We start from the raw sequence: 10,363 nt of genomic DNA on the forward strand, positions 1-10,363 counted from the left end.
CAAACGTATTTTTATATTGAAAAATACTACAACTCAGTAAGAAGGCATGGCACCCTAGGGTATAAAAGTCCCATGCAGTACGAACAAGTTAATTAAACCCCGTGTCTACTTTATCGGGGTCAGATCAGATTTTCGATAGCTGATAGCTGATAGCTTGTTGGTGTTCCCCAAGTATGCGGTGCCCGGTGTCAGTCCTGAAACCTTGAGGTTTCAGGGCGGGGATCTGCGGTCTACCGTAGGCTTCTCGGTACATGCCGAGCTTGCACAATAGTAAACGAACAGAAACCCTAACATAAAATTTATCGGCTCAGGGACTTAACCAAGCTCCTGCACCCTAGGGAACACCTTCAGTATATAAGACAAGTTTCAATCCTTAAACCATAGAATAAAAAAAAGCGGATCGTTCGCGTAGTTTTTCCCCACCTTTAACTGCTTATTTACTTTTCAGATTGCTTTTTGACCTCAATCATACAATTAATTGGAGTTGCGATTTATCGAGTGGTAGCATGGCGTTACTTAGCCGAACAAAGAAAAAGTTATGAGCACGTTACCTGATTACCAACAAGCCCAATTGTTATTAGAAAAGAATGAAATTTTTGTCGCACCAGCAGAAGCCCATGGTGTGATCAGTGGTTTATTAGCCTGTGGCATCAATATCGAAGCCGACGAATACTTAGGTTTATTAAGCGATGTATTCAATGATGGCTTAGCCTTCAATAAAGATTTAAAAGCATTTTTTGCTGATGTGTATTCTCAGGTTGTTGCCAGCTTTGGTGATGAAGAATTTCAATTTGACCTATTCTTACCAAGCGACGACGAAACACTGATCGATTTAGCCAATGGCTTAGTATCTTGGGTATCGGGTTTTATGCTTGGTTTTGGTTTAAAACAAAAAGATTACGGCAAGTTATCTGCTGATGTGAAAGAAGTGATCAGCGATTTTAGTGAAATTACCCGCCTAGACACCATGTTTGAAGAGACCGAAGAAGACAGCCAAGCACTGCACGAAGTGATTGAGTATGTACGTGTTTCTGCGCTTTTATGTTTTGCTGAATTAGGCAAAGAGCCAGCCGATAAAAACCCTAAGAAGACCCTTCACTAATCAAATTACAGAGGTTTAGCATGTCGTCTATTGCAATCGATAAAGCTGAATTTAAAGCCCGCCGCGAGCGCTTGCTTGCGATGATGGATAAAAATAGCGTGGCTATAATTCCTGCGGCAGGAGAAGTAACACGTAGCCGTGATACTGAATATGCATTTCGCCAAGACAGTGACTTTTTCTACCTAACTGGGTTTAACGAACCAGATGCGGTTTTAGTGCTTTGCCCGTCGAGCGATACACCAAGTACCCTAATTTGCCGTAACAAAGATAAACTAGCTGAAATTTGGCATGGCCGTAGAATTGGCTTCGAAAAAGCTAAATCTGAGTACTTATTCGACGCAACTTGCCCACTTAGTGAACTAGATGAACAATTATTAGATTTGGTGAACGGCCAGCAGATTTTATTTTATGCACAAGGCACTTACGCAAATTTTGATGCAAAGGTTTGGGATTTATTAAACACCCTTCGCGGCGCACCTAAAAAAGGCTATAAAGCCCCACATACCATTAAAGATATTCGTGGTTTAGTGCATGAAATGCGTTTGTTTAAATCTGACGCAGAATTAAACATTATGCGTACAGCGTGCGAAATTAGTGCACAAGGCCATATTCGCGCTATGCAGTTTGCCAAACCTGGCGCAACTGAATATCAATTAGAAGCAGAGCTTCACCACCATTATGCAATGAATGGTGCTCGTCATCCTGCTTATGGCACGATTGTCGGCAGTGGCGACAACGCCAACATTTTGCACTACACACAAAATGACGCTGAGCTAAAAGATGGCGATTTAGTATTAATTGATTCTGGCTGTGAACTTGAAGGTTATGCAGCGGATATCACACGAACTTTCCCAATCAATGGCAAGTTTAGCGAACCACAAGCGGCGCTTTACAACATTGTATTAGCAGCTCAAGAAGCAGCATTCAGCCAAGTAAAGCCAGGCGGTAGTTTATCGAAAGCGAATGAACTGGCCTCAACGGTATTAACACAAGGGCTTATTGATTTAGGCATTTTAACCGGTGAGCTTGATGAGCTAATGGCAAACCAAGCGTGCAAAGCATTTTACATGCATGGCCTTGGCCACTGGCTTGGGTTAGACGTACACGATGTTGGCGAATATAAGCTTGATGAAAAAGAGCGCGTATTTGAGCCGGGCATGGTGCTCACCATCGAGCCGGGTTTATATATTAGCGAAGATGCAAAAGCACCAGAGCAATATAAAGGCATCGGTATTCGTATCGAAGATAACTTACTTGTCACTCAAGATGGCCATGAAAACCTGACCATTTCGGTTCCAAAAACCATTAGTGATATTGAAGCAGTGATGCAAGCAAACAAAGGCTAGGAGCAAGCGTGGCAAAGCAGTTTGATGTTGTCATTATCGGCGGTGGTATGGCGGGTGCAAGTTGTGCACTGGGCCTAAAACAGAGCAATAAGCAGTTATCAATCGCTGTAATTGAAGCAAATGAAGTAAGCGCAGACTATCATCCTAGCTTTGATGATAGAAGCATTGCGCTGGCTCAGCAGTCTGTTCAGTACTTAAAATCAATCAATGCGTTTGATTGCCAAGCGCCATTTGCGGCAGCGATTAAAAAAGTCACTGTGTCTGATCGTGGTCATTTTGGTAAAACGCATATTGATTGCCAAGAATATGGTCATGATACCCTTGGCTATGTGGTCGAAGTGAACCCATTTGGGCGCAGCCTTCATCAGCAACTTACGCGTACTGATGTTAGTTTGTTTTGCCCAGATACGGTTGCCAAGCTTGAATATCAAAGCGATTTTGCCAATATTACGTTGAACTCGGGCGAGCAGTTAAGCGCGAAGCTTGTGGTGATTGCCGATGGTGCTCATTCGCAAAGCCGTAAACTGGCTAATATTGAATTTAATACTCGCGCTTATCAGCAAGTGGCGATTATTGCTAACATCGAAGTGGCTGGTGGTCATCATCATCATGCCTTTGAGCGTTTTACTGAGCACGGCCCAATGGCACTGTTGCCAATGAGTAATAACCGATACTCACTGGTGTGGTGTATGGAGCCTGAGCAAATTGAGCACACCATGGCGCTTGAAGATGATGCCTTTTTAGCTGCGTTACAAAAAGCATTTGGTTACTGCGGTGGCGCATTTAGCAAAGTGGGTATGCGAGCAAGTTATCCGCTTGTGTATGGTAAAGCCGAATCACTGAGCAGCCACCGTACGGTATTAATTGGTAATGCAGGGCATGCTATTCACCCAATCGCAGGGCAGGGCTTTAATTTAGGCCTGCGTGATGTGCAACTACTGTGTGATATGGCAAATCGAGACGACCTTGGTGATTACGCCTTTACCCGTTATTACAGCCAAACTCGCAGTAAAGATATTACGACCGTGATGACACTCACAGACAGCCTAGTGCGTTTGTTCTCTAACTCATCACGATTGCTCGCGCTGGGTCGCAGCATTGGCCTTTTCTCAATGGATTTATTCTCCTCGTTAAAAACCCCGCTGGCAAAACAGCTTATGGGTCAGGTTAAGCAAGGTAAACGGATATGAAACAAGCACAAGTTTGTATTGTCGGTGGTGGCTGTGTTGGCCTTACGCTAGCACTTGGTTTAGCAAAAGCAGATATCAGCGTTGTGGTGATTGATGCGAGTAAAAATCAAACCTTACCGGGTGATGATTACGCACTTCGCGTGAGCGCATTGAGCCTAGCTAGTCAGGGTTTATTTGAGTCATTAAATGTATGGCCAGAGATCATTAAACAGCGTGCTACACCCTATACGTCGATGGATGTACGTGATCAAGACAGCTTTGGCAAAATTCATTTTGATCATAACGATCTCGACTTACCGCAGCTCGGTCATATCGTCGAAAACGACATTATTCGATACGCTTTAATTAGCGAACTTGAAAAGCAAAGTAATGCCACTTTATTGTTCGAAACCCGCTATCAGCAAATTCATCAAACCGACTCTGATGTGTTTATTACTCTAGAAAGCGGCGAGCCTGTGATTGCTAAATTATTAGTGGCGGCAGATGGGGCTAACTCGGCTATTCGCAAGCAGTTCAACATGCCAATTACTTTTAAAGATTATGACCATCACGCCATTGTTGCCACGGTTAAAACTGCCGATGAGCATAACAACACGGCACGCCAAGTGTTTTTACCAACCGGGCCGCTGGCGTTTTTACCCTTGCCAGATAAACACACGCACTCAATTGTATGGTCAACAAGCCCAGAGCATTGCGACACACTTTTAGCACTTGATGATAGTCACTTTAATAAAGCGGTTATGGCAGCCCTCGATGGCCAATGTGGTTTATGTGAAGTTCAAAGTGAGCGCATGGCGTTTCCACTTAAGATGCGTTATGCCCAGCAGTGGGTGTCGGGCAAAGTGGTTTTAATGGGCGATGCAGCGCATACTATTCATCCATTAGCCGGTTTAGGCATGAACCTTGGCCTAAAAGACGCCGCTTATTTAATTGAGCTATTAAGTAATCAGCAAGGCGAGTTTGCAAGTGCACGCACGCTGCGTGATTATGAACGTACTCGTAAGCTTGATGCACAAAAACACATAGCTATGATGCAAGGCTTAAAAGAGCTATTTGCAGGCGCTAACCCATTGAAAAAACTTGTACGTGGTGTGGGTTTAAGCCTAGTTGATAACCTTGGCCCAATTAAACATTTGTTCGCAAAAGAAGCAATTGGTAAATAACACCTAACTAGTTGTTACTATTTAGTTTAAGCCGCAGCCAAGCAATTAGCTGCGGCTTTTTTGCACTTATATGAACGCAAAATGATAGCGCTGTCATTTTTGTTAGTGTATGATTAAATTTTTGTGATTGGTATGGAAATTAAACAGCTCTGTTGGGTTGTATACTAGTTTCCAACCAAATAAAAATAATTAAACTAAGAGAACAATTATGGAAGCAACGGTTGAGTGTGACAACAACACAAAACAAAGCATCTGGCTGCCAATGATATTGGCCGGCTCAATGTTTTTTATCTTAGGGTGTATAACGTGGCTTAATGGTGCAATTACACCATTTTTGCAGCAAATGCTTGAGCTTTCGCCGTTACAAGCTTCGTTTATCATCTCTTCTTTTTATATTGCGGTAACAGTTGCCGGTATCCCATCGGCGATGCTGATCAAGCGCGTTGGTTATAAGAATGGTATGGCGATTGGCTGTGCGATTATGGCTTTATCGGCGCTGATGTATATTCCCGCTGCGAAACTGCAAATGATCGAAATTTTCTTGTTCGCACAATTAATGATAGGTGTTGGACAAACCGTGCTACAAACCGCTGTTAACCCATACGTGGTGAAAATGGGCTCTGAAAAATCAGCTGCTGTGCGTGTGTGTATCATGGGCTTATTAAACAAATTTGCGGGTGTTATTGTGCCTGTTATTTTTGCCGCTGTAGTTGTAAGCGGTGTTGTTGATGGCGCAGGTAAATTATCGCAAGAACAAAAAGACATTATGGCAAATAGCCTTATCATGCCTTATGTGTTGATTGCTGCTTTAATCATGTTATTTGCTGCCTTTGCTAAATTTGCACCATTGCCTGACTTAGTATTTGATGAAGACGAAACATCAAACGGCAAAGGCGAAATTAAAGAAACCCTAGCACACCCTCACTTAGTTTTAGGTGTAGTGGGTATTGCTTTATATGTTGCTGTTGAAGTTATTGCCGCAGACACCATTGGCTCGTACGCTTTACAAATTGGCGTTGCTGACTACTCAGTTATGACCTCTTACACTATGGCGTGTATGTTGATTGGTTACGCGATAGGTATTTTGACTATTCCACGCTTTATGAGCCAACAAACTGCGTTATTAATGTCGGGTATTGCCGGTATTATCACCGTGTTATTAGTGGTGCTTGGTAGCAATGACTCGTTCATTATTTCAAACCTATTATTAGTGCCATTTGGTGGCCCACAATTACCAGACCCATTGTTATGCATTGCATTATTAGGCTTTGCTAATGCCATGGTTTGGCCTGCAATCTGGCCACTGGCTTTAGCTGGCTTAGGTCGCTTAACAGGCACTGCATCTGGCTTATTGATCATGGGTATTGCTGGTGGTGCACTCGGCCCATTACTAATCGGCTTAGGAAACGTAGCAGGCCTAGGCGCACAAGGCGCATACATTGTGATGATCCCAAGTTATGTATTCATTTTATTCTACGCCTTAAAAGGCCATAAGATGAGAAGCTGGAAGTAATCCAGCAAACTAATTTTTCAAGTTAGGCAAAGCCGCAGTACGCCCATCACCGCGGCTTTTTTGTGGGTAAACTAAAGCTAACAGCTTTCAGCCGTCAGCTATCAGATTGAAAACAAAGGAGCTGAAATGCTCACCTGTAGGCGTGAAATTTATTTCGCGCGATGAACATAAGAGCTATCAGCTTTCAGCCGTCAGCTATCAGATTGAAAAGTTAGCGAGTTAAAAAGAGTAAAAGGGAAAGTTAGCGAGATGGGAGTTGTAGGAGGCGTTTTAACGCCGAATTCGTAGCAGCGGATTTACCCCGCGTAATTTACTGTTTTTCACTGTGGTTCACTATTTTTTGCACAAAGAGAAGACAATGAGAAAAGAATGAGAAAGACCATAAGATTTTGTTGTTTTTCCTCTAAAGCGCAGCACCTCTTATCCTCTTTGTGATTATTATTTTAAATTATGTTTTCTCTATGTAGCGCGAAGCGCCTCGGTGTACTCTGTGGTTCAATTTTCGGCACAAAGGAAGACAAGGAGAAGTGAATGAGCAACCCAATAAACTATTAGTTACTTTCCTCTAAAGCACAGCGCCTCTTATCCTCTTTGTGATTATTATTTTAAATTATGTTTTCTCTATGTAACATGAAGCATCTCGGTGTTCTCTGTTGTTCAATTTTTTTCACAAAGAGAAGGCAATGAGAAGTGAATGAGCAACCCAATAAAACTATTAGTTACTTTCCTCTAAAGCGCAGCGCCTCTTATCCTCTTTGTGATTATTATTTTAAATTATGTTTTCTCTATGTAGCGCGAAGCGCCTCGGTGTACTCTGTGGTTCAATTTTCTGCACAAAGGAATACAAGGAGAAGTGAATGAGCAACCCAATAAAACTATTAATTACTTTCCTCTAAAGCGCAGCGCCTCTTATGCTCTTTGTGAATATCCATTGAGTTACACGATATAAAATCGCGGCTACTATCTTGCTAACTAACACCCACAAAAAAGCCGTGGGACTTTCATCACACGGCTTTTGATATTTCGCTAAGTCGTTTTATTAGAACGAGTAGCTGTAACCTAGTTGTAGGGTACGTGGTTTACCTGGTTGAATACCGCCGTTTGCACGGTTTGCAACGTAGGTTTTGTCAAACAGGTTATCTACTGTTAGGTATACTTTTTGTTTGTCGTCGATTAGGTATTTAGCTGCTAAATCCCATACAACGCGGCTGTCGATTGCATTGCGACCTGAGTCTGTTAAGTCTGCGTGTGCATCAGACACATAACGCATTTGCGTATCGAATACGAAGCTTGAGAACTCAGCACCCATCGAAAGCGCTAATTGGTTTTCAGGCACGTATGGCATTGCATCGCCTTTTTCTACGCTACCCCAAAGATCTGATTCAAACGCATTGTCGAACTCAGAATCAGTGTAAGTGTAAGTTAAGCGAACAGGGAATGAAGCTGCTTTAGTAGCGAATACTTTACCAGCGCTTAGCTCAAAACCAGACACAGATACTTCACCGTAGTTGTATTGGTCGCCAATATTGTCATCGCTACAACCTACAGCCGCAGTACAGTTACCGTGCATGTTTGTGTAGTCAGAGTTAAAGTAAATTACTTCACCTTGAATGCCAGCGTAATCGTAACGACCACCTAGCTCAATGTTAACACTCTCTTCTTCTTCTTGGTCCGCATTACCCGGTGCTGCTGGTGCGTAACCTTTTTGAATACCAGCAAGAAGCGTTAGGTTGTCGCTTACTGTGTAAGTGGCACCTAGTGATGGTACTAAGATCTCAGTGTCGTTGCTGATATCTTTTGTTAAGCCATTTTCACGACTTGGATCAGACTTAGCCCATTCAACACGTTTGATTGTGATGTCTTCGTAGCGAAGACCCGCGCTAATGACTAATGCATCAAGTGACCACTCATCTTGAATGAAAAGGGTCGTTGCTTCAGCGCTATCTAAACGGTTGCTGTTTGAACCTGGAACGCCTTTTTCTGTAAGCGTCATTGATAGGTCTTGGTTAAGCGTGTACTTGTCTTCCCATTGGAAACGATCCATTTCATCTTCGTGGTAACGTGCACCAACTGTGATGTAGTGGTTGCCCGCAGGGATATGGAATTCAGTTTGTAAGCCTTTCGCTTGGTAATCACGGTTATTCGCTTTTACGCCAATATCTTCAATACCTTCGCTTGTTGGGTTTGCTTCAAACTCGCTGTATTGCTCAAGGTAGCTGCTGCTTACTTTGCTTGCTTTATACCAGTTACGGTGGAAGTCGTTTAGGTAAGCTGTAGCAAGTAGCTCGTAACCTTTACCAAAACGATATGCATAGTTGATTTGGTATGCATTGTGTTGTGTGTTCATTTCATCGTTTTGCGATGCTGCATAACGACGGTAAGGGTTTTCTTGGTAATCAGCGTCAGTTAAGCCCATGTAAGTTTCGTCAGAGCGTTCGTCTGAGTACTTTAACTTCATTTCTAGGCTGTGTGCTTCGTTATCACCAAAGTCAAAACCAAACTTTAATAAGAAATCATTCTTTTCGAAGCCAGTGTTGTCGCTACCAACTGGTAAATCTTTAAAGCCATCAGCACCGTAAGTGAATACTTCTACAAGGCCCGCAGCATTGTTTTTCTTTTTACCGAAGTAAGCATGACCTTTGTAGAAACCGTCGCTACCAAGTTCAGCATTAAGTAAACCTTTAGACCCTTCAGTTGGTAAGCTACGAGAAACTAAGTTTAAAACACCGCCTGTTGTACGTGGGCCATACTTTACAGACGCCGCACCTTTAAGTACTTCGATAGACTCCATACGACCCATAGTAGGGAAGTAGTAAGCAGAAGGCGCTGAGTAAGGTGCTGGTGCTACAAGTACACCATCTTCCATTACAGAGATTTTGTCGTTACGACCTGTACCTGTACCACGCATACCGATGTTAGGACGAAGGCCATAGCCGTCTTCTTCTTGTACATATACACCCGGTACAGCACTTAAAACACGTGAGATATCAGTATATTCAAACTTTTCTAGTTCTTGCTCATCAATAAAAGTAGCAGAGCCAGGAATATCGTTAATTGCAGATGCAGAGCCAATTACAGTGATTTGCTCGAAGTTTTTCTCTTCTTTAGTTACATCTTTTGCAAAAGCATTAGCGCTTAAAGATAAAGCGACCGCAGTCGAAAGCGTAGAAACAATAAACTTAGGTGTCATTGTGAGTCCTGTATATGTTTAGATATTTTTAACAGGCGCAATTAAAACATGTAAAAAAATGCGAATCAATCCTATTTGTAATAAAACAGGTCTGAACTGTAAGTTCATGAATTGAAGGGGTTATAAGGAATACAGTAGTATTGTATTACGATATTGGATTTTGGTTTGGTGTTAAGTAAAACTTAATGACTGCAGCTGTCAGCTCGTAGGTTGGTTAGAGCGAAGCGAAACCCAACTTTGGAGCAATCAGCTTTCAGCCATCAGATTAAAAAGTTAGCAAAAGTAAAGGGGAAAGTTTGCGAGATACGAGGAACGAGATGCGAGGTTTAGGAGGCGTTTTAACGCCAAAAAAAATGGTGATATTAGATATCAGTGGTTAGAAGTTAGATTGTGCCTGCACATAGTTAAATTGAAATGCATACCCGTAGGCGTGAAATTTATTTCGCGCGATGCTTATCTAAACCACAGAAGCAAGATGTAGGTCGGGCTTTAGCCCGTCAATGTTAGCGATTATGTGTCGCCATAAATGACGACTTACAGTGCTTAACTCATTAGCTCGTAGGTTGGTTAGAGCGGAGCGAAACCCAACGTTTGGAGCCGTCAGGTATCAGATTGAAAGTTTGCGAGATACGAGGAACGAGATGCGAGGTGTAGGAGGCGTTTTAACGCCGAAAAAAGTAAAGGGGAAGGTATTCCAACCCAAAAAAAATATTCTGTTAGCACCTAGCACCTAGCACCTAGCACCTAGTACTTCATCACACAAGTTCTGACTAGTTGAGGGCACCATAAGCCCTCTGAAGTTTTTCACGAGCTAATTCAACATTAAACATCCAGTTTATACTTGTTCTTTCTTTATTCC

At 42.5% G+C, this 10,363-nt stretch carries 7 protein-coding genes and 1 other RNA gene; 6 read left to right on the forward strand and 2 right to left on the reverse strand.

Annotated elements, in window-relative coordinates; all coding sequences use genetic code 11:
- The first annotated feature begins 15 nt into the window (after positions 1 to 15).
- Positions 16 to 96 carry an IS3 family transposase gene (locus L1266_RS22455; RefSeq protein WP_366035313.1) on the forward strand — a complete coding sequence of 27 codons (81 nt, stop codon included), beginning with the start codon at positions 16 to 18 and terminating at the stop codon, positions 94 to 96.
- A gap of 64 nt (positions 97 to 160) precedes the next feature.
- Here L1266_RS22455 and ssrS read toward each other — a convergent pair.
- A non-coding RNA gene (ssrS, locus tag L1266_RS21295) (6S RNA) lies at positions 161 to 344 on the reverse strand.
- 194 nt (positions 345 to 538) lie between these two features.
- Between ssrS and L1266_RS21300 the strand changes: the two genes are divergently transcribed.
- From L1266_RS21300 to nagP, 5 genes are all read left to right on the forward strand, one after another.
- A complete protein-coding gene (locus L1266_RS21300) occupies positions 539 to 1,102 on the forward strand; it encodes a UPF0149 family protein (RefSeq protein WP_235378312.1) in 564 nt (187 codons plus the stop codon).
- Positions 1,103 to 1,122: 20 nt separating this feature from the next.
- Entirely contained in the window at positions 1,123 to 2,448 is a 1,326-nt protein-coding gene (gene pepP / locus L1266_RS21305; RefSeq protein WP_235378313.1) for a Xaa-Pro aminopeptidase, read from the forward strand.
- A gap of 8 nt (positions 2,449 to 2,456) precedes the next feature.
- Positions 2,457 to 3,638 (forward strand): 2-octaprenyl-6-methoxyphenyl hydroxylase, encoded by a 1,182-nt coding sequence (ubiH, locus tag L1266_RS21310; RefSeq protein ID WP_235378314.1) that lies wholly within the window; start codon positions 2,457 to 2,459, stop codon positions 3,636 to 3,638.
- Entirely contained in the window at positions 3,635 to 4,801 is a 1,167-nt protein-coding gene (locus L1266_RS21315) for an FAD-dependent monooxygenase (RefSeq protein WP_235378315.1), read from the forward strand. Before ubiH ends, L1266_RS21315 begins: the two co-directional genes overlap by 4 nt.
- A 208-nt stretch (positions 4,802 to 5,009) precedes the next feature.
- Complete coding sequence (nagP, locus tag L1266_RS21320; RefSeq protein ID WP_054551319.1) at positions 5,010 to 6,314, forward strand: N-acetylglucosamine MFS transporter NagP; 1,305 nt, start codon at positions 5,010 to 5,012, stop codon at positions 6,312 to 6,314.
- A gap of 1,039 nt (positions 6,315 to 7,353) precedes the next feature.
- Here nagP and L1266_RS21325 read toward each other — a convergent pair.
- Positions 7,354 to 9,504, reverse strand: a complete 2,151-nt coding sequence (locus L1266_RS21325; protein WP_235378316.1) for a TonB-dependent receptor family protein — start codon at positions 9,502 to 9,504, stop codon at positions 7,354 to 7,356.
- Positions 9,505 to 10,363 lie beyond the last annotated feature (859 nt).

Source organism: Pseudoalteromonas sp. Cn5-37 (assembly GCF_021532495.1).
GTDB lineage: Bacteria > Pseudomonadota > Gammaproteobacteria > Enterobacterales > Alteromonadaceae > Pseudoalteromonas > Pseudoalteromonas simplex.

Bases quoted from the DNA above. Each gene is read 5' to 3' on its own strand.
- L1266_RS21300 (WP_235378312.1), top strand. From the start codon at position 539: ATGAGCACGTTACCTGATTACCAACAAGCCCAATTGTTATTAGAAAAG.
- pepP (WP_235378313.1), top strand. From the start codon at position 1,123: ATGTCGTCTATTGCAATCGATAAAGCTGAATTTAAAGCCCGCCGCGAG.
- L1266_RS21315 (WP_235378315.1), top strand. From the start codon at position 3,635: ATGAAACAAGCACAAGTTTGTATTGTCGGTGGTGGCTGTGTTGGCCTT.
- nagP (WP_054551319.1), top strand. From the start codon at position 5,010: ATGGAAGCAACGGTTGAGTGTGACAACAACACAAAACAAAGCATCTGG.
- L1266_RS21325 (WP_235378316.1), bottom strand. From the start codon at position 9,504: ATGACACCTAAGTTTATTGTTTCTACGCTTTCGACTGCGGTCGCTTTA.